This is a genomic window from Novosphingobium sp. SG720, assembly GCF_012275365.1.
In the GTDB taxonomy this organism is placed as follows: Bacteria; Pseudomonadota; Alphaproteobacteria; order Sphingomonadales; family Sphingomonadaceae; genus Novosphingobium; species Novosphingobium rhizosphaerae.
On record NZ_JAAZQN010000001.1, the window covers coordinates 337,152 to 356,890 of the forward strand.

Below are 19,739 nucleotides of genomic sequence, written 5' to 3' on the forward strand. Positions count from 1 at the left end.
ATTGGTAATGTATTTCCGGCAACGCCCGACATGGGGCGAATGCGCTGGATCAGGCGATGTGTGCTTTGCCGGGCGGATTTTTTGCCATGCGTTGCACAATACCTGTTGTCGTATTGGATATATTTTGGTTACCTCTCGGCCGAGATGAACATGCGGGCGAAGGCAAGGGACAAAGACATGGTGGCACGCTTGGACGGCAAGGCTCGCAGGCACGGTTGGCAGCGGCGCGCCGCTGTGGTTGTCGCGGCCGGCCTGGTGGCGGCCGCCTCATCCGCCGCCGCCGCGCCCGTCCTGCCGCTGGTGCCCTGGCCCGCCCAGGTGGCGCCGGGCAAGGGCGGCCTGCTGCTCGCCGATGGCGCCACCTTGGCCGTGCCGGTGGGCGATGCCGCGGCCAAGGCCGTCGCCACGCTGCTTGCGGCGCGGCTGGCGGCCCAGCGCGGCCTGTCGTTGCGGGTGGTGGAAGGCGATTCCGGCACCGTGCGTTTCGCGCGGGCCGCCGCCGGCAAGGGCGGCGATGAAGCCTATGCCCTGACCGTGACGCCGGGCGGCGCGGTGATCACTGCCGCGGGCGATCACGGCCTGCTCTATGGCGCGATGAGCTTGGAACAGCTTGCCGGCGCACCGGGCAAGGGCATGGTGCGCGTTCCTGCCGTCACGCTCAGCGATGCACCGCGCTTTGCCTGGCGTGGGCTGATGATCGACACGGCGCGCCATTTCCAGCCGCTCGATTCGATCCGCGCGGTGATCGACGGGATGGTGGCAGTGAAGCTCAACGTGCTGCACCTGCACCTGACCGATGACCAGGGCTGGCGGTTCGAGGTGAAGAAGTATCCGCGCCTGACGCAAGTGGGCGCCTGGCGCACCGAGCCCGAAACCGGTCAGGGGCCCGGCCCGCGCAGCGGCGGGTTCTACACCCAGGATGAATTGCGCGCGCTGGTCGCCTATGCCGCCGCGCGCGGGATTACGATCGTGCCGGAAATCGACCTGCCCGGCCACGCCCAGGCGTTGGTGGCGGCCTATCCCGATCTGGGCGTGCTGGGCGGCACTCCGCCGGTTTCGGGTGACTGGGGCGTGAACCCGTACCTGTTCAACCCAGGCCCGCAAGGCATGGCTTTCGTCAAAGACGTGCTCGATGAACTGATGGCCGTATTCCCGTCCACCTATATCCACCTGGGTGGGGACGAGGCGGTGAAGGACCAGTGGGAGCGTGCAGCCCAAGTGCAGGCGCAGATGCGCGATCTCGGCATCAAGACCGAAAACGGTCTGCAGAGCTGGATGATCGACCAGCTTGGCGGATACCTCGCGCAGCATGGCCGCCGCCTGATCGGCTGGGACGAAATCCTCGAAGGCGGGCTGCCGCCCTCGGCCTCGGTGATGAGCTGGCGGGGCGAAGCCGGCGCGGTCGATGCGGCCAACGCCGGGCACGATGTGGTCTTGAGCCCGGCGCCCAATCTCTATCTCGACAATCTGCAGTCCGATCGGGGCGACGCGCCGCCGGGGCGCATCGCGATCCAGACGCTGGAAGCGGTCTATCGCTATGACCCGATGCCCAAAGGCATCGGCGCGGACAAGGCAGGCCACGTGCTGGGCGCGCAGGCCAATGCCTGGGCCGAATACCTTGTCACCCCCTGGCAAGTGCAGCACAAGATCTTCCCGCGCATCGGCGCCTTGGCCGAAAGTGTGTGGAGCGATCCGGCGCGGCCCAAGGATTACAAGGATTTCCTGGCCCGGCTCGATCCGCAGATGCGGCGCTGGCGGGCTGGCGGCCTGGAAGTGGCCGACAGCGCGCTGGCGGTGGATTTCAAGATTGCGCAGCCGCGCGGGGTCGCGCTCGATGCCAGGCGGCTGACCGTGGTGCTGGCCACGCAGGCGCCTTATGGCACGATCCGCTATACGCTGGATGGCAAGGCGCCCACCGCGCGTTCGCGCATCTATGCCACGCCGCTGCAAGTGGCGCCGGGCACGGTGATAACCGCCGCCGATTTCGCGCCCGATGGCGTGGCCCTTTCCACCCCGCGCCGGTTCGACGTGACGCGTGACGCGCTGCTGACCACCGCCAACAGCGCGCTTTCGGCCTGCCCGCGCGGCGCGCTGGGCTTGCGCGTGCCGCTCAATGCCGATGCCACGGCCAATGGCCCGGCCTACAACGTCAACATCTTCGATGCCTGCATGGCCGATGATCACGCGCCGCTGGCCCATGCCAAGGCGATCACGGTGGAAGTCGCGCGCCTGCCGCGCAACTATGGCCTGGCGCATGACCAGCACGCGGTGATCCAACGCTATGCCACCAGCCCCTTTGGCGAACTGGTGGTTTCGGCCGGGTGCCGCGCGGCGGAAAAGGCGGCCGACGATCGCGCCAAGGAGCACGATCCCATGCCCGGCGCCAAAGTGCTCGCCACCTGGCCGCTGCCCGATCCGGCCAAGACCCCGCAGCGCTTTTCGTTCAGCGCCACGTTGCCGCAGCTGGGGCTGCCGGATGAGAGCGACGTGTGCTTCCAGTTCACCGCATCGACCGCCGGCCCGTTCTATACCGTGGAGCAGGTGAAGTGGGGGCAATGAGCCGGCTTCCGCTCTTCGCGGCTTTGGCGCTGGCCACCGTCTCCACACCGGCGCTGGCCGCGCCCGAGGCGCTGTCGCTCGATGCCGGCTGGCAGGCGCGCATTGCGCCAGACGATGCCGCCGCCAAGGCCCACCCGCGCGAGGCGCAGTGGTTTGCCATGCCGGTGCCGGGCACCGTGCAGCAGGCGCTGGTGGAACAGCACCGCGTGCCCGATCCGTTCATCGGCACCAACGAAGCCGCGATCCAGTGGGCCGGCCTTTCCGCCTGGGAGATGCGCCGCACGCTCAACGTGACTGCGGCGATGCTGGCGCACGGCCATCTCGACCTGGCGTTCGACGGGATCGACACGTTCGCCACGGTCAGCGTCAACGGTCAGGACGTGCTCAAGGCCGACAACGCCCATCGCAGCTGGCGCGTGCCGGTGCGCGGGTTGCTCCACGCCGGGGCGAACGAGATCGTGGTGCGCTTTGCCTCGCCCATCCGCGCCTTGCAGCCGATGGTGTTGAAGGAAGCCCATCCGCTGCCCGGCGAATACGATTCTGCCTTTGGTGACGAGCCCAAGGGCGTGCAGACTTCGCCCTATATCCGCAAGCCCAAGTATCAGTACGGCTGGGACTGGGGCCCGCGCATCGTCAATATCGGGCTGTGGCACGGCGTGCGGCTGGACGGCTGGGACGGCGCGCGGTTGGCGACGCTGGACGTGCAGCAGGATGCGCTGGGCGACCGGGAAGCGCGGCTGACCGCGCGGCTGGCGGTGGAGGCAGACAGCCCCGCGCCGCTCACGGTGGAACTGGTGGTCACTGCGCCCGATGGCACCGCGTTGCCGCCGGTCACGCGCCAGGTAACGGTCGATCCGGGCCACAATGTGGTGACGGTGCCGATCACGATTCCCGCGCCGCAACGCTGGTGGCCGGTGGGCCTGGGCGCGCAGCCGCTCTACAAGGTGGCGGCGCGGATTGTCGATGGCGCCGGGGCCGGGCAGGCGGCCAGCCGCACCCTGGGCCTGCGCACCGTCGAACTGATGCGGGGGAATGGCGCCTTCGGCTTCAAGGTCAACGGCGTGCCGGTCTTTGCCAAGGGCGCCAACCTGATCCCGTTCGACAGCTTCCCTTCGCGGGTGACTGCCGCCACGATGGACCGCATGCTGGCCGATGCCAGGGCGGCCAACATGAACATGATCCGCGTGTGGGGCGGCGGCACGTACCTGGACGATGCGTTCTACGCCAGCGCCGATCGCCTGGGCCTGATGATCTGGCAGGACTTCATGTTCGGTGGCGCCGTGCCTCCGCCAGACGCGGCCTATCGCGCCAGCGTGGCGGCCGAGGCGGACGAGCAGGTGGCGCGCCTTTCCAGCCATCCCTCCATCGTGGTGTGGACCGGCGGCAACGAAGTGCTCTCGGGCTGGGCCAACTGGTCGGACCGCAAGGATTTCAAGAAAGCGGTGGGCCCTGACGAGCAGGAGCGCATCGCCACGAGCATGACCGTGCTGTTCGACCGCGTGCTGCGCGATGCCGTTGCGGCGCATAGCTTGCAGACACCCTATTGGCCGGGTTCGCCATCGACCGACTATGAAGGCCCGGTCGATACCGATGCGGCGGGCGATCGCCATTTCTGGGATGTATGGTCCGGCTCCAAGCCGGTGGAAAACTACCTGGATACCTGCCCGCGCTTCATGTCGGAATATGGGTTCCAGGCCATGCCGGGCATGGCGACGATTGCCGAATTTGCCGGGCCGAAAGTCTCCGACCCACAAAACCCGGTGATGAAGGCGCACCAGAAATTCCTGGCCGGCGAAGGCAACAGCCGCTTGGCTTTCTATCTCGATGCGCGGTTGCGCCCGGCGCAGGGCAGCGGCCCGGCGCGGCTGGCAGACTTTGCCTATCTCACCCAGGTCAACCAGATGCAGGCGATCGACATGGCCGCGCGCCACCATCGCGCCTGCGCGCCGGTAACGATGGGTTCGCTTTATTGGCAATTGAACGATGTCTGGCCGGCGATTTCGTGGTCGAGCATCGACCATGCCGGGCGGTGGAAGCTGCTGCATTATGCCGCGCGGCGGTTTTTCGCGCCCCAGGCCTTGGTGGCCGAGCATAAGGGCGGCACCACGCGCGTTGCTCTGGTGTCCGACGCGCAGGCGCCGCTCGCCGCGCACTGGCGGCTGACCGGACGCGGCATGGATGGCGCCCTGCTGGGCCGCGCGGAAGGCGATGTGACCCTGGCGGCCAATGGCGTGACCGAGGCGGCGCAGGTGGACGACGCGAAAGTCTTCGGCGCGGCGGCGCCGACGACGTCCTATGCCGTGGCCGAACTGTCCATCGGCGGCACTTTGGTCAGCCGCCAGATCGTGGAACGCGCCTTGCCCAAGGCCATGGCCTACCCCGATCCGGGCCTGTCCATGGCCTGGCACGGGCGCCAGGTCACGCTGACCGCGCGTAACCTGGCGCGCGCGGTCATGCTCGATTTCGGCACGCTCGATGCGGCGGCCGACGACAACGGGTTCGACCTGCTGCCCGGCGAAAGCCGCACTCTGTCCATCACCAGCGCGGCACCCGATGCCGCCCTGCGCCGCGCCCTGGTGCTGCGCACCCTGGCCGGGAGCCACTGATGCGTTCGTTGCTTGTGTCCACCGCGCTTTGCCTTGCCCTTTCGACGGCGGCGCATGCCGATCCGGTGGAGGAAAAAGTCGCCGCCGCGCTCCAGGGCGTGAGCCTGGAGCGTAAGGCCGCCCAGTTGCAAAACACGGCGCCCGCCGATCCGGGCCTGGGCTTGCCGGCCTATGACTGGTGGAACGAAGGGCTGCACGGCCTGGCGCGCAATGGCGTGGCCACGGTGTTCCCCCAGGCCATCGGCCTTGCCGCCACCTGGGACCCGGCGCTGATGGAGCGGGTGGGCACGGTGATTTCCACCGAGGCGCGCGCGCGGTTCAACGCCCATCCCGTCGCCGCCGACCGCCGCATCTACCAGGGCCTGACGATCTGGTCGCCCAACATCAACATCTTCCGCGATCCGCGATGGGGCCGGGGGCAGGAAACCTATGGCGAAGACCCGCTGCTGACGGGCACCCTGGCGGTGGGCTTCATCAAGGGCTTGCAGGGGCCGGACCTCGCCCATCCCCGCGTGATTGCCACGGCCAAGCACCTGGCCGTCCATTCCGGGCCGGAAGCCGGGCGTGACAGCTTCGATGTAGATCCCAGCCCGCAAGACCTGGAATGGACCTATCTGCCCGCCTTCCGCATGGCGGTGACGCAGGGCCACGCCCTGTCCTTGATGTGCGCCTACAATTCCATTGCGGGAACGCCCGCCTGCGCCAACGATGCCCTGCTCAACCAGCGGGTGCGCAAGGACTGGGGTTTTACCGGGTTCGTGGTGTCGGATTGCGATGCCATCGGCAATATCTGGCAGTTCCACCATCATGCCTTCGACGCGGCAGAAGCCTCGGCAGCGGCGATCAGGGGCGGCACCGATTTCAACTGCGGCAGCGCCTATGGCGCGCTGCCCGATGCCGTGCGGCGCGGGTTGGTGAGCGAGGGCGAAGTGGACCGCGCGCTGGTGCGCTCCCTCTCTGCGCGCGCCAGGCTCGGCATCGCCTTTGGCCAGCCCAACCCATGGGCACGGATCAAGCCTGCGCAGGTCGACACGCCCGACCATCGCGCCCTGGCGCTGGAAGCCGCGCGCAAGACGATGGTCCTGGTACAGAACGAGGGCGGGGTGCTGCCCTTGAAGCCGGGCATGCGGTTGGCGGTGATCGGCGCCAATGCCGATGATCTGGCTGTGCTCGAAGGCAATTACCACGGCACCGCCGCCGCGCCCGTCACGCCGCTCGATGGCCTGCGCGCGCGCTTCGGCGCCGATCACGTGGTCTATGCGCAAGGCTCCGTCCTGGCCGAAGGCGCGCCGGTGGTCCTGCCCGAAACCGCGCTTTCCGCCGGGGGCAAGCCGGGGCTGGCCGGCGAATACCGCGATGCGGGCGGCAAGTTGGTCTTGGCGCGGCAGGATCGCCGGATCGATTTCAACTTCACCCGCGCCGCGCCTGCCGGCCTCGATCCTCAGCGCTTTTCCGCACGGTGGACGGGCACGCTGGTGCCACCCGGCCCGGGCGCCTGGCGCCTGGCGATCGACGCGCCGCAATGCTGGAAGGATTGCCACCGCCACGATGACGTGGCGCTGTCGCTGGGCGGCAAGCAGCTTCATGCCGGCCCGCTGGGCAATGCCCGCGTCGAATTCGCGCTCGACAGCGATGGCACGCCGCAGCCGATCCGGCTGGAGCTGGATCACTATGGCGACGACGAAGGCCTGCGCCTGCTGTGGCTGCCGCCTGCCGGCGCGGAAGAGGCCAAGGCCTTGGCCGTGGCCAGGGACGCCGACGTGATCGTGGCGGTGCTGGGCCTGTCGCCCGATCTCGAAGGGGAAGCCTTGCAAGTGCAGGTGCCCGGCTTCGTTGGCGGGGACCGCTCGGAAATCGAACTGCCGCGCCCCCAGGCAGACTTGCTGGCCCGCTTGCGCGCCACGGGCAAGCCGGTGGTGGCGGTGCTGGCCACGGGCAGCGCGGTGGCGATGGACCCGGCGCTGGCCGATGCCGTGGTGGTGGCGTGGTATCCGGGGCAGGCAGGCGGCACCGCGCTGGCCGATGTGCTCTCGGGCGCCAGCAATCCTTCGGGGCGCCTGCCGGTCACGTTCTATCGCCGCACCACCGATCTGCCGGCCTTCGTGGACTATGGCATGAAAGAGCGGACCTATCGCTTTTTCTCCGGCAAGCCCCTGTGGGGCTTTGGCCATGGCCTGTCCTACACCCGCTTTGCCTATTCCGCGCCGGCGGTGAACGCCGGCGATACCGCCGCGCCGGTCACGCTCTCGGTGCGCCTGCAAAACGTGGGCGCGCTGGCGGGGGAAGACGTGGTCCAGGCCTATGTCGTGCCGCCGGCTGTGGCGCACGAAGCGGTTTTTACCGAACCTTTGCTGCAACACCAATTGGCCGGTTTCGCCCGCGTTAACCTGGCCCCTGGCACAATGCAGACGGTGACGCTGACGCTCGATCCGCGCAACCTGGCGGTGGTGGACCGCCGCGGCACGCGCCGGGTTCTTCCCGGCACGTACAAGGCGTGGATCGGCGACGGCCAGCCCGAAGACGGGCCGGGCACCTGGGTGAGCTTTACCCTGTCCGGCCGAGCGCAGGAGATGCCCAAGTGACGGCCAAGGTGAGCCAAGACGTGACCAAAGCCCCTCTCACCCCCGCAGCGCTCGATCGGCGCTCGCTGGTCAAGGGTGCAGCGGCGCTGGCCACGGCTGGCCTGGTCGCGGGTGAACCGGCGCGCGCGGCCGTGGCGGCCCAGGCCATTCCGCCCGTGGCCGCTCCGCCCACCCCGGCGGCGCAGGCGCCGGCAAACCCCGCCCCGGGCCCTGCGGCCCGCCCGCCCAAGTTGCAACGCCGCTTTGCCAGCCCGGCGGTGGAGGCGGAGATCGCCCGCGTTTCCGCGATGATCGCCGATCCCAAGCTGCGTGCGATGTTTGCCGCCTGCTATCCCAACACGCTTGATACCACGGTGGAACTGGGTCTCGTCGATGGCCGCGTCGATGCCTTCGTCATCACCGGCGATATCCCCTGCATGTGGCTGCGCGACAGCAGCGCGCAATTGCTGCCTTATGTGCACCTGGTGCGCAAGGATGCGCACCTTGCCACGCTGTTTCGCGGCGCCATCGCGCGGCAGGCGCGCTCGATCCTGCTCGATCCCTATGCCAACGCGTTCATGCGCGATGCCACGGCCAAGACCAATCTGCCCTGGGCCCTGAACGACCAGACGCAGATGAAGCCCGGCGTCGCCGAGCGCAAGTGGGAGGTGGACTCGCTGTGCTGGACCATGCGCCTGGCCTTTCGCTATTGGCAGGCCAGCGGCGATACCAGCCCGTTCGACAGCATCTGGGTTTCCGCCCAAGCCGCGATCGTGCGCACGTTTCGCGAACAGCAGCGCAAGGACGGGCGCGGCCCCTACAGCTTTCGCCGCAGCAGCGACCGCCCCACCGAAACGCTGGGCCTGGATGGCTATGGCGCGCCCACGCGGCCCGTGGGGCTGATCCACAGCGGGTTTCGCCCGTCGGACGATGCCTGCATCTATCCGTTCCTTATCCCCTCCAATCACTTTGCCGTGACCACGCTGCGCGAAATGGCGCTCGTCGCCGAAGGCGCGGCCCAAGGTGTCGATGGCGCGGCAGACCTCGCCGCCGATGCCCGCGCCCTGGCCGCTGAAGTGGCCGCCGCCCTGGCGCAGTGGGGCACCATGCGGCTGCCCGATGGGCGGCAGGTCTGGGCCTATGAAGTCGATGGCTATGGCAACGCCGTGTTCATGGATGATGCCAACGTGCCCTCGCTGCTGGGCCTGGCCTATACCGGCTGCGTGGCCGCCAACGATCCGCTGTGGCAGGCCACCGCAGCGGCGTGCTGGTCGGATGCCAATCCCTATTTCTTCAAGGGTTCGGCGATCGAGGGGATCGGCGGGCCGCACGTGGGGCTGGGCCAGGTCTGGCCGATGAGCCTGATCGTGCGCGCGCTTTCGTCCAGCGATCCGGCGGTCATCGCGCTGCTGCTGCGCCAGTTGCGCGATAGCGACGCAGGCACCGGCTTCATGCACGAGGCGGTGGACAGCAACAATCCCGCGCAGTTTACCCGCAGCTGGTTTGCCTGGGCCAACGGCCTGTTTGGCGAAATGATCGTGGGCCTGGCCGATCGCCTGCCCGCCGTTCTCGCCAATCCCCTGTAAGTCTTTCGCGCTTTTCCCAAGGAATCCCCATGGACTTCTCCCGCCGTCGCTTCCTGTCGCGCTCGGCTGCCGCCGGCGCGGTTGCCCCAACACTTGCCACCGCTCCCGCGCTTGCTGCCGGCCCGGCTGCCGCGGCGCCCGCGCCGTGGGGGGCCACGCCTTCGCCGCGCCAGTGGAAATGGCATCAGCGCGGCATGTATGCCTTCGTCCATTTCTCCATGAACACCTTCACCGGCAAGGAATGGGGCTATGGCGATGAAAAGCCCGAATGGTTCAACCCCACTGATTTCAGCGCAGACCAGATCGTGCTGGCGGCCAAGTCTGCGGGCATGACCGGGGTGATCCTCACCGCCAAGCACCACGACGGGTTCTGCCTGTGGCAGACGCAGTTGACCGAGCATTCGATCCGCAACAGCCCCTACAAAGGCGGCAAGGGCGATATCGTGGCCGAAATGGGCGAGGCCTGCCGCCGCCACGGTCTGTCCTATGGACTCTACCTGTCGCCGTGGGACCGCAACCACGCCGAATATGGCCGCCCGGCCTATGTCGAATACTATCGCGCGCAATTGACCGAGCTGTGCACCCGCTATGGCCCGCTGTTCGAAGTGTGGTTCGATGGCGCCAATGGCGGCGATGGCTATTACGGCGGCGCGCGCGAAACCCGGCACATCGATGCCCCGCGCTATTACAACTGGCCCTCGATCATCGCGCTGGTCCACCAGATGCAGCCCGATGCCTGCACGTTCGATCCGCTGGGCGCCGATATCCGCTGGGTGGGCAACGAGGATGGCGTGGCCGGCGATCCCTGCTGGCCGACGATGCCGAACAAGCCTTATGAGCAGGACGTGGGCAATGCCGGGTTGCGCGGCGGAGAAATCTGGTGGCCGGCCGAAACCGACGTGTCGATCCGGCCCGGCTGGTTCTATCACCCCGATGAAGACACCAAGGTGAAAAGCCCGGAGCGGCTGGTGCGGCTCTACGATGAATCCGTCGGGCGCGGCACCAATCTCAATCTCAACCTGCCGCCCGACCAGCGCGGGCGCCTGGCCGATCACGACGTCGCCGTGCTGCAATCGTTCGGCGATGCCATGCGCGCCACCTTGGCGCGCGATCTGGCCAAGGGCGCGGTTGCCCATGCCAGCGCGGTGCGTGGGGGCCGCTTTGCCCCGGCCGCCGTGCTCGATGGCCGCAGCGAAACCTATTGGTCCACGCCCGATGGCGTGCACACCCCCACGCTCACGCTCGATCTGGCGCCGGGAACGCGGTTCGATCTGGTCCGCGTGGCCGAATACCTGCCGCTCGGCGTGCGCGTCACGCGCTTTGCCATCGAGGCCGAAGTGGCGGGGCAGTGGCAGCGCCTGGCCGAAAAGGACTGCATCGGCGCGCAGCGCGTGGTGCGCCTGCCCGCGCCGATCGCGCCGCGCCGGGTGCGGCTGGTGATCCTCGATGCGCCGGCCTGCCCGGCGATCCGCGAATTCGCGCTGTTCCACAGCGTGGCGCCGGTCCCGGTGGCAGCGCCTGTCCCGCGTGCCAGCGATGTGCTGAGCACCCTGGGCTGGCGCGTGGTCGATGCCAGCGCGCCGGGTGCCGAGGCGCTGCTCGATGGCGATGTCGCCACGCTGTGGACGCAGGGCGTGCCAACGCCGGGCCATCCTGCCGCGCTGACGCTCGATCTGGGCCGCGCGGTCACGCTGGGCGGCTTCAGCCTCACCCCGCCGCGCCATCTGGCGGCCGATGCCACGCCCCCGCGCGGCTATCGCGTGGCAACCAGCGCCGACGGGCAAAGCTGGCAGGACCAGGGCGAGGGCGAGTTTTCCAACATCGCCTATGCCCTTGCCACCCAGCGCATCGGCTTTGCCGCCCCGGTCCAGGCGCGCTACTTGCGCCTCACGTTTGCCGAGCCGGCGCTGCCCGGTCGCGCCGTGCTGGCGATTGCCGGCATCGGCGGGTTCAGCGCCGCCCTGCCGCGCTGACCGGCTCACCGGGCGTCTGCAGCCACAGCAGGCGCTCGGCGCCGTCGGGATCGTTCTCGACCACGCTGACCCGGTCGAACACCATGGTCGCGCGGGTGGCGCTGTCGAAGCGCGGCCAGGCCGGCATGCCGGGCGAAGCCGGCGCGCCGCCCCGGACGAACGCGAGGATGGCCTCGTGCCAGGCCGTGGCAATCGGCTGGTCTGCTCCAGAAAGGCCGAACATCTGCGCCATGGATGGCAGCGTCACGTGGTCAAACGTCAGCGGCAGGTCCAGCACATGGGGGCTATGCCCCTTGTAGGGCCCGCCCGGCGCGGGCCAGGCCAGGCGATAGCGCCACACCGGCGCGCCACGCGCCGCCTGCGCCTCGGCCAGGCGCAGCGTGGGGATGCCGTATTCCTCGGCCGTCAGCAGGCGCCAATGGCGCTGCGCATCGGTGAATTCGGGAAAGGCGCGGGCATAGGCGCGGTTGAGGGCGGCCATGCGCGCCATCGTCTCGTTCGACACGCTTTGCGACCATAGCGGCCGGGCGGCTTGCGCTTCGCTCAGGAACAGGCGGCTTTCGTTGGCATTCGATCCGGCCAGCAGCGGCACGCGCGGCGCCTGGCCGGCCAGCACGCGCGCCAGCGGCACCTGGGGCAGGAAAGCGCCATCCACCGTGGGGCGGAACGGCAGGTTGCGCGGCCAGCCGCGCCGCGCGGCCACTTGCGCTTCGATCAACGCGGGGAAGGGCGCCACCAGCAAGCGGTCTGCCCCGCCCAGCCGTGCCACCACGCCATTGGCAAAGGCGGCGGCTTCGGCCGGGGTGTGCACGGTCTGCGCGCCGCCGCTGAACACCATCGCGCGGGCATAGAGCCCGTCGGCCGCCGGCAGGCCCAGCAGCGCGCAGACATTGCGCGCGCCCGAGGATTCGCCCGCCAGCGTCACCGCGCGGGGATTGCCCCCGAACGCGGCGATATTGTCCTTCACCCAGCGCAGCCCCAGCACCAGGTCGCGCAAGCCGTTGTTGCCGCTGCCGGCATAGGCGCGGCCCAGCACATGGCCCAGTTCGACAAAGCCCAGCGCCCCCAGGCGATAGTTCAACGTCACGCAGATCACGCCATGGGCGGCAAAGCGGTTGCCCGCGATTACCTCCCACCCGCTCCACCCGGTTTCGTTGCTGCCGCCGTGGACGAAGACCATGACCGGATAACGGCCCGGCGCAGCAGGCGCCCAGATGTTGAGTTGCAGGCAGTCTTCGGCCTGGATCGCGGGCAAGGGGTCCATGCCGGGCGGCTGCGGCGCGGCGCGGGCCGGGCGCGTGGCATCCCATTCCCCGGTCCATGGCCGCGCAGGGCGGGGCGGGGCAAAGCGCGCCGCCGTGCCATAGGGAATGCCGGTGAACACGCGCACGCCATCGGCCAGGTGCCCGCGCACCACGCCCCCGCGCGTGGATACGCGCAAATTGTCGGTGCGCGTGGATACGCGCAAATTGTCGGTGCGCGTGGATACGCGCAAATTGTCGGTGCGCGTGGATACGCGCAAATTGTCGGCGCGCGTGGATGCGCGCAGGCTGTCGCGCGCGGCCAAAGCGGCCTGGGGCAGCGCCAGCGTGGCGGCCATGCCGCCCAGCGCGCCGCGCCGCGTGATCAGGGTCATCCGCTTGCGATCCTTTGCCCGTCCGTCTCGGGCTTCCTACACGAAAGGATCGGAAACGTTCCAGTGCTCTATCGCGGCGTTTCTAGCGCGACCAGGCCAGCTTGATGCGCAGGCCCCAGACCAGCGCGGATTGCACATCGGGGTCCCAGCCGGGATGGATCACGTATTGCATTTCAGGTTGCAGCGTCAGCCATGGCGTGACGGGCCGCGCCGCCGTCAACTCCATCGATGTTTCATGGGTTCTTGCCTGGCGATCGGCCAGCATGGTGGCGCGCGCGCGGGCGCCCAGGCGGGCATGGGCCATCGCCACGCCCAGTTGCCAGGGGCCGGCCTCGCGCACCAGGCCGGTGCCCAGATAGGCGCTGATCGGGTTGGTGCGCGCATCGGCCAGGCCAAATCGCACCCAGCCGTGCCAATGCGGCGCCAGCGGTCCTTCTACCAGCACATAGCCGCCCTGCGATGCCGCGCGCGCCGCCTCGTCGTCCACGCGCGCGGAAGGGCGGGTATAGCGCCACAGGCCCATCTGCACTTCGCCTTCGCCCAGCGGCACTTCCACTTCGCCGATGAGCAGCGCGCCGGTGGTGCCGGGCAGACGAAAGGCGGGCAGGCGGTCGTTGGCCATGCTGCCGGCCTGGCCATCGAACGCGCCCATCCGCAGCGTGACCTTGCCCGCCGTGCTGGCCGTGATCATCGCGCCACTGGCCGCCATGGGAAAGATGCCGGGTCCGTTGGGGCCGCTTTGCGCCAGTTCCGGCCCAATGCCATGGCTGGCGTGCACGAACAGCGCCGCCACGCTCTGCACGTCGAATTCGGTGTTCACGTCGATCAGGCCGGCCTTGGTCGCGATCGCCAGTGGCGCGGCGTTGTCGCTCACCTGCCAACGCACCCATGCTTCGTAAAGGTGCTGGCGGGCGGGCGCCTGGACGCTGCTGATGCCTTGCGAATCGCCCACCCAGCGATCGGAAAAGACCGGCCCGTGCACCGCGATGAAATCGACATGCGCGGTCAGCCGCGAAGCGCCCAATGCTGCGCCGTTCACATCCACCCAAGCATCGGCCCGCCCCGCCACGCCGCCGCCCCGGGCCAGCCCGCCATCGGCCACGTCCAGGGCATCGGCCACATAGCTTGCGCCCAGGCCGATCAGCCGTGGCGGTGGCTCGTCGGCGGCCAGCACGGGCTGCGGGGCGGCCGCCATCAGGCACGATGCCAGGCACGCGGCCCATGGCGCCATGGGCCGAAAACGCCGGCGGCACGGGGGCCGCGCAAGGGACGGGGAGCGATGCATGACAGGCACTGTGCACCGCGCCCGGCCAAGCCTGGATGGACGCTGGCCTGCGCAGAAACGCGCATCGCGCCAATGCGCATTGCGGCATTAAGCTGCCGTTGACCGGCAAGTGGCCGCCGCCACCGGCAATGATCTGCCGCAATTCGCCATGCGGACAGGCGATGAACCGGGCATGAGTGTTGCAGGACTGCATCAGATCTTGTCAAAGAATAGGTATGCACTTTTGGGCTGGCACGTCGTGCTTGAGCCGCTATGATGAGAGTGCATAAGACAGGATAAGCCCGGCGCGGCGGTGGGAGAGGACGCCGTAAAAAATCCCTGCGCCGGGCGAACCTGTCATGCCGCCAAACCGGCGGATTTCTCCCAAAATCCATCGCTTTACCGCAGGTGCCACGGCGCCTGCGACGCGTTGTGCCGGGCACACGACTCGTGATGCCGGCGCCGCGCTTGCGGCCCTGTGCAAACGCCAGGGGCGGACCCGCGGGCCCGCCCCGTCATCAGGCGTAAAGCGCGCCCGGTTCAGGCCGTGGCCAGCACCGGACGATTGGCGATCAGGTTGTCCACCACCGAAGGATCGGCGAGGGTCGAAGTGTCGCCCAGCGAGCCCAGGTCATTCTCGGCGATCTTGCGCAGGATGCGGCGCATGATCTTGCCCGAACGCGTCTTGGGCAGGCCCGGCGCGAACTGGATCACATCGGGCGTGGCAATCGGGCCGATCTCGTGGCGCACCCATGCGACCAGCTCGCGGCGCAGCGCCTCGTCCGGCTCCACTTCGGCGTTGCAGGTGACATAGGCATAGATGCCCTGGCCCTTGATCGCGTGCGGCATGCCCACCACGGCGGCTTCGGCCACCTTGGCATGGGCCACCAGCGCGCTTTCGATTTCGGCCGTGCCCATGCGGTGGCCCGACACGTTGATCACGTCGTCGATGCGGCCGGTAATCCAGTAATAGCCATCCTCATCGCGGCGGCAGCCGTCGCCGGTGAAGTACCAGCCCTTGAACGTGGTGAAATAGGTCTGGAAAAAGCGCTCGTGATCGCCCCAGACAGTGCGCATCTGCCCCGGCCAGCTATCACCGATCACCAGGCAGCCATCGGTTGCCCCTTCCAGCACCTGGCCGTCGTTATCCAGCAGCGCGGGCTTCACCCCGAACATCGGCTTGCTCGCCGAACCGGGCTTCAATGCGGTGGCGCCGGGCAGGGGGGTGATCATCGCGCCGCCGGTTTCGGTCTGCCACCAGGTGTCCACGATCGGGCAGCGGCCTTCGCCCACCACCTTGTGATACCATTCCCAGGCTTCGGGATTGATCGGCTCGCCCACGCTGCCCAGCAGGCGCAAGGATTGGCGGCTGGTCTTGTGCACCCAGTCATCGCCCTCGCGCATCAAGGCGCGCAGCGCGGTGGGGGCGCCATAAAAGATTTCCACGCCGAACTTGTCCACCACCTGCCAGAACCGGCTGGGATCGGGGAAGTTGGGCACGCCTTCGAACATCACCGTGGTGGCGCCATTGGCCAGCGGGCCATAGACGACATAGGAATGCCCGGTGACCCAGCCGATATCGGCCGCGCACCAATAGATCTGGCCAGGCCGGTAATCGAACACGTATTGGTGCGTCATCGATGCCCACACGGCATAGCCGCCGGTGGTGTGCAGCACGCCCTTGGGCTTGCCGGTGGAGCCGGAGGTGTAGAGGATGAACAGCGGATCTTCCGCGTTCATTTCCTCAGGGCTGCAATCCGCGCTCTGCTCTGCCACGCTGGCAGCCCAGGGCAGATCGCGCCCTTCCTGCATCGGCACGTCGGCGCCGGTGCGCGCCAGCACCACCACGGTATCCACCGCCGGGCAATGCGTCAGCGCCTCGTCCACGTTCTTCTTCAGCGGCACGCGCTTGCCGCCGCGCAGGCCTTCGTCGGCGGTCAAGACCACGCGGCTGTCGCAATCCTCGATCCGCCCGGCCAGGGCATCGGGAGAGAACCCGGCAAAGACGATCGAATGGATCGCGCCGATCCGCGCGCAGGCCAGCATGGCCACGGCCGCTTCGGGCACCATCGGCAGGTAGATCGTCACCCGGTCGCCGCGCTGCACGCCGCGCGCTTTCAGCAGGTTGGCCAGGCGGCAGACATGCCCGTGCAGTTCGCGATAGGTGATCGCGCGCGATGCGTCCTCGGGGCTGTCGGGCTCCCACAGGATGGCCACGTCGTCGCCGCGCGTGGCCAGATGGCGATCGAGGCAATTGGCCGAAAGGTTGAGCGTGCCATCCTCGAACCAGCGGATGCCGAAGTCTTCCTCGTGGAAGCTGGTGTTCTTCACTTTGGTGAAGGGCTTGATCCACTCGATCCGCTGCGCTTCCTGCGCCCAGAAGGCATCGGGTTCTTCCACCGACCGACGGTGCATTTCCAGATAGCGCGCCTCGTCGATCAGGGCGGTCTGGGCCCAGTCGGCGGGAACGGGATAGATGGCTTCGGCCATGTGCGGAACCCTCTCGATAATTGTCGCGGCGGTTGCGACCGGCGTGATGCTTGAGAGCTACGCTAGCCGCTTGGACGTCTCTATGCCAGTTGGATATAAGTCTACCATGGCGCCGGTGCGAGGGGGCACAGCGCCGGTCCATCGCGCCGTTTCGGCCATGTGTCGCAACAGCGAAACACCCGTCCGCGCCGATCTGCGTGGTAGGCCCCGCGCCACAAACACAGCCCACCAAATCGGCATGCAACTCCCAAATGGAAGGTGTGTGTTCGCCACCCATCGTGCACAAAATGCACCAGCGGCTTGTGGTTGCTATCATGTCGCTGATTAACAAGAAAAAATCCTAGAAAACGGGTGGTTTTGGCAGGGGGCGGCATGTTGACAGATTGCTATGGCACATTCCATTCCGTGGCTGAGATCGCAGCGTATTGCACCGCGCGCTTCCCCACCGCGAACACGAGGTTGCCATGAAATCCCCGTTTGCCCGGCGCCTGGCCGGCGCTGCTTTTGCCGCCTGTGCCATGCTTGCCCTGGCCGCGCCGGGCCTGGCCCTGGCCCAGGCGCAAGTGCCGGTCGGCACCGGCACCGCGCCCGATGAACTGGCCCCGCCGGTCAAGCACCAGGCGCCGTTCTTTGCCCGCCGCATCACCGGCTACCTGCCCACGCGCGATGGCACGCAATTGCGCTTTTCCGCCCTGTTGCCCAAGGGCAAGGGGCCGTTCCCGGTGATCGTCAACTACAGCGGCTACGATCCCGGCTCGATCGGCGGCGCGGCCTATATGGACGACAACACGGCGATGTCGGTCAATCTCGATCGCGCGCTGGTCCAGGCCGGCTATGCCGTGGTCGGCGTGAGCGCGCGCGGCACGGCGTGCTCGGAAGGGCAGTTCGAGTTTCTCTCGATGCGCTATGGCCAGGACGGGCGCGACGCGATCGAATGGATCGCCACCCAGCCCTGGGCCAATGGCGCGGTCGGCATGGCCAACTGGTCGTGGGCGGGCATGTCGCAGATTGCCACGGCGGCCGAGCAGCCGCCGCATTTGAAGGCCATCGCGCCGGGCATGGTGCTGGGCGATGCCCGGCTCGACAGCTGGTTCATCGGCGGCATTCCCGCGCCCGGCTTCGTCGATGGCTGGTGGGGCTATCTCCATTCGCGCTGGGATGCGGCGCGTGAAAGTGCCAAGGCGGAAGGCGATACCCGCTGCCTGGCGCAGATCGCGCAGAACCTGCAGACCGCCGAAAAGAACCGCGTGCCCTCGATCCTCATCCGCCACCCGGTGCGCGACGATTATATCGAGATTCGCAACATGGCGGCGCGCACGCACCAGATCCAGGTGCCGGTGTTCTCGATGGAAGCGTTCCAGGACGAAGCGGTGATAGCCCGCGAAGGCTATTACCAGGAAACGCTCGATCCCGCGCGGCTGTGGTTCCTGCAAACCAATGGCGCGCACGATGTCTATGTCTCCACCCGCTTTCGCCGGCAGCTGATCGCCTTCTTCGATCGCTTTGTGAAAGGCCGGGCCAATGGTTTCGAAGCCACGCCCCATGTCCAGGTATGGACCGAAGCCACGCTCGCCGGCCCGGCGCAGGGCATTTTCGAAAACCTCACGCCGGGCGTGACGCTCAAGAGCGATGTTTTTCCGCTGCAGGTCACCCCGCGCGCCTTCGCGCTCGATGCCGGGGGCAAGCTGGTGGCCGATGCGCCCGCCGGCACGGGGCAGGACGATTACGACTATCCCCTGCGCGGCCCGGCGGTGCAGCACGAATTCACCCGCGATAGCTGGGAAGGGCTCAAGCCCGGTTGGGAAAAGGCCACGCTGGCCTATACCACGCCGGCCCTAGCCGAGGATTTCATCGGCTATGGCTCTGGCGCGGCAGACTTGTGGATGGCGGCCAGCGGCGCCGATGCCGATGTGCAGGTGACGCTGACCGAAGTGCGCCCCGATGGGCAGGAAGTCTATGTCCAGCGCGGCTGGCTGCGCCTGTCGGATCGCGCGCAGGATTCGGCCAGGTCCACGCCGCTGCGGCCCTGGCCGCTGGACCGGCCCGACAGCATGGCCGCCATGGTGCCGGGCGAACCGGCGTTGGCGCGGATCGAGATCCAGAAGTTCGCCCATGTCTTCCGCAAGGGTTCGCGCATCCGCCTGTGGATCGACACGCCCAGCCAGTTCGGCGGCAATCTGTTTGCCCCGCAATCGGTGCCCACGCGGCTGACCGTGCTGCACGATGCCGCGCACCCCTCGCGCCTGATGCTGGGCCAGGCGCCGGCCAGCACGGTGGTGGGGGCCATTCCCGCCAGCGCGCCGGCCTGTGGCACCGTGCTGCACCAGCCCTGCCGCGCCGATCCGCTGGCCGGCAATGCGATCACGCTGGGCTTGCCCCAGCCGCAAGGAGAGAAGTGATGACCGTCTCACGTCGCAATGCCCTTGGCGCCATCGGCGTTGGCCTGCCGCTGGTGGCCGCTGCCACCCGTGCGCTGGCCGCCCCGGTCGTGCCGCCCGCGCCGCCGCCGATGCCCACTGGCGCTGCCATCCACGAACCCTCGGCCCCACCGCTGCCGCCCGGCGGCGCGCCAGAGGTGTTCGACAAGGTTGGCCTGGAATGGGTGATGAACATCGTGCCGTTCTGTTCCGAGCCGGAATACATGGGCAGCGCGCAGGACCAGGTGGCATCCGACGGCTATCGCAACGATGTCTGGCCGGTGATCGGCGGGGTGTTCCATGGCCGCGGGATCAAGGGCACGGTCATTCCCGGTGGCGGCGATTTCCCGGTGATCCGCCCCGATGGCGTGGTGGTGGTCGATGCGCTCTATCGCCTCAAGACCGACGACAACCAGCAGATCATCATCCACAACAAGGGCCTGGGCTATACCGAGGAAAAGTATCGCCTGCTGCCCACGTTCGAAGTGCCCGGCGCCAAGTATGCCTGGCTGCGCGAATCCGTGTTCGTCGCCACGCTGACTTTCCCCGTGCCGCCCTCGATCAAGACGCCCGATTTCGGCCCCAAGGCCAATGGCCGCCTGATCCAGGTTTTCCGGGTAACCTGAGGCGAAATGCACTCCCCACGC

10 protein-coding genes are annotated in these 19,739 nt (G+C 68.2%); 7 read left to right on the top strand and 3 right to left on the bottom strand.

Annotated elements, in window-relative coordinates; all coding sequences use genetic code 11:
- Positions 1-177: 177 nt before the first annotated feature.
- The 5 genes from FHW94_RS01615 (at position 178) to FHW94_RS01635 (ending at position 11,285) form a co-directional block, all read left to right on the top strand.
- Entirely contained in the window at positions 178-2,559 is a 2,382-nt protein-coding gene (locus FHW94_RS01615; RefSeq protein WP_168554048.1) for a family 20 glycosylhydrolase, read from the top strand.
- Complete coding sequence (locus FHW94_RS01620; RefSeq protein ID WP_168554049.1) at positions 2,556-5,165, top strand: glycoside hydrolase family 2 protein; 2,610 nt, start codon at positions 2,556-2,558, stop codon at positions 5,163-5,165. The genes FHW94_RS01615 and FHW94_RS01620 overlap by 4 nt, the downstream gene beginning before the upstream one ends.
- Positions 5,165-7,747, top strand: a complete 2,583-nt coding sequence (locus FHW94_RS01625; protein ID WP_168554050.1) for a glycoside hydrolase family 3 C-terminal domain-containing protein — start codon at positions 5,165-5,167, stop codon at positions 7,745-7,747. The genes FHW94_RS01620 and FHW94_RS01625 overlap by 1 nt, the downstream gene beginning before the upstream one ends.
- Positions 7,748-7,902: 155 nt before the next feature.
- Entirely contained in the window at positions 7,903-9,312 is a 1,410-nt protein-coding gene (locus FHW94_RS01630) for a glycoside hydrolase family 125 protein (protein WP_349237478.1), read from the top strand.
- A gap of 29 nt (positions 9,313-9,341) precedes the next feature.
- The gene (locus FHW94_RS01635; protein ID WP_168554051.1) at positions 9,342-11,285 is read left to right on the top strand and encodes an alpha-L-fucosidase; all 1,944 of its coding nucleotides are present in this window, start codon (positions 9,342-9,344) and stop codon (positions 11,283-11,285) included.
- Here FHW94_RS01635 and FHW94_RS01640 read toward each other — a convergent pair.
- From FHW94_RS01640 to acs, 3 genes are all read right to left on the bottom strand, one after another.
- Positions 11,263-12,921 (bottom strand): carboxylesterase family protein, encoded by a 1,659-nt coding sequence (locus tag FHW94_RS01640; RefSeq protein ID WP_168554052.1) that lies wholly within the window; start codon positions 12,919-12,921, stop codon positions 11,263-11,265. The genes FHW94_RS01635 and FHW94_RS01640 overlap by 23 nt on opposite strands.
- A gap of 82 nt (positions 12,922-13,003) precedes the next feature.
- Positions 13,004-14,116, bottom strand: coding sequence for a carbohydrate porin (locus FHW94_RS01645; RefSeq protein WP_168554053.1), 1,113 nt, complete (start codon positions 14,114-14,116; stop codon positions 13,004-13,006).
- Between the two features lie 609 nt (positions 14,117-14,725).
- Entirely contained in the window at positions 14,726-16,675 is a 1,950-nt protein-coding gene (gene acs, locus FHW94_RS01650; protein WP_168554054.1) for an acetate--CoA ligase, read from the bottom strand.
- A gap of 464 nt (positions 16,676-17,139) precedes the next feature.
- Between acs and FHW94_RS01655 the strand changes: the two genes are divergently transcribed.
- Together FHW94_RS01655 and FHW94_RS01660 are read left to right on the top strand one after the other, a co-directional pair.
- Positions 17,140-19,074: a CocE/NonD family hydrolase gene (locus tag FHW94_RS01655; RefSeq protein WP_168554055.1), complete on the top strand. Its 1,935-nt coding sequence runs from the start codon at positions 17,140-17,142 to the stop codon at positions 19,072-19,074.
- Positions 19,074-19,718, top strand: a complete 645-nt coding sequence (locus FHW94_RS01660) for a DUF3237 domain-containing protein (protein WP_168554056.1) — start codon at positions 19,074-19,076, stop codon at positions 19,716-19,718. Before FHW94_RS01655 ends, FHW94_RS01660 begins: the two co-directional genes overlap by 1 nt.
- Positions 19,719-19,739: the final 21 nt, after the last annotated feature.